We start from the raw sequence: 1,177 nt of genomic DNA on the forward strand, positions 1-1,177 counted from the left end.
AGGCGCTGCAGCGCGGGCTGATCCTGCTGAGCTGCGGCGTCGATGCCAACGTGATCCGCTTCCTGTTCCCGCTGACGATCCCCGAAGCGCACTTCACCGAGGCGATCGCGATCCTGCAGGCGTCGCTGCGGGCCGCTGCCGCTGCGGCCGGTGCATGAAGGAGCTCCGGGAGCGCCTGCAGGCCGAGGGCGTCCACACGCTGGTTGCGCAGTTCACCGATGTGCACGGTGTCGCCAAGGGCAAGTACGTGCCGCTCGCGCATCTCGAGAGCCTGCTGGTCGAAGGCGCGGGCTTCGCGGGCCCGTCGATCTGGGGCACCGGCTTGCCGCGCACCGGCCCGCGTTCGGAGTACTACGGCCGCGGCCAGCCCGAGACGGCCTGCGCGCTGCCGTGGATGCCGGGCTATGCGCGCATCGTCTGCGACGGCTTCGTGGCCGGCGAGCCGTTCGACGCCTGCCCGCGCCAGGTGCTGAAGCGCCAGGTGGCGCGGCTGGCCGAGCGCGGCTGGACACTGCGCACCGGCATCGAACCGGAGTTCTTCCTGCTGCGCCGCACGGCCGATGGCGGCATCGCCCCGGCCGATGCGCACGACGCGCTCGACAAGCCGTCGTACGACCTGAAGACGCTGCCGCGCCAGGCCGCCTTGCTGCACGAGCTCGCCGCCGCGCTGACGGCCTGCGGCCTCGACGTGTTCCAGGTCGACCATGAAGACGCGCACGGCCAGTACGAGCTGAACTTCCACCATGCCGAGGCGCTGGCGAGCGCGGATCACCTGATGCTGTTCAAGATGGCCGCGCAGGCGCTGGCCGAGCAGCACGGCAGCATCTTCTCGATGATGCCCAAGCCGTTCGCGAACCAGCCGGGCAGCGGCATGCACTTCCATGTGTCGCTGTGGGCCGGGGGCGATTGCGTGTTCGCTGATCGGCAGCAAGCTTTGTCGACGCTGGCGATGCAGTTCATCGCCGGCGTGCTGGCGCATTCGGCCGCGCTGTGTGCGCTGGCCGCGCCGACGGTCAACAGCTACAAGCGGCTGGTGGTCGGCGAATCGCTGTCGGGCACGAGTTGGGCACCCGCCTACGTGGCGCACGGCCCGAACAACCGGACCGCGCTGGTGCGCACGCTGAACGGCCGATTCGAATGGCGCGTGCCGGATGCATCGGCGAACCCGTACCTGGCC

Annotated in this window: 1 protein-coding gene and 1 pseudogene; both read left to right on the top strand. The window is 70.3% G+C overall.

All coding sequences use genetic code 11. The features are described from left to right. A pseudogene (locus tag AC1D01_RS35715) lies at window positions 1-158 on the top strand (4-aminobutyrate--2-oxoglutarate transaminase); the annotation flags it as partial. Continuing rightward, on the top strand, window positions 155-1,177 hold a 1,023-nt coding region (locus tag AC1D01_RS35720; RefSeq protein ID WP_477874407.1), incomplete at its 3' end, for a type III glutamate--ammonia ligase. The pseudogene AC1D01_RS35715 and the gene AC1D01_RS35720, both read left to right, overlap by 4 nt.

It is taken from the genome of Rhizobacter sp. P3_B12, assembly GCF_056402895.1.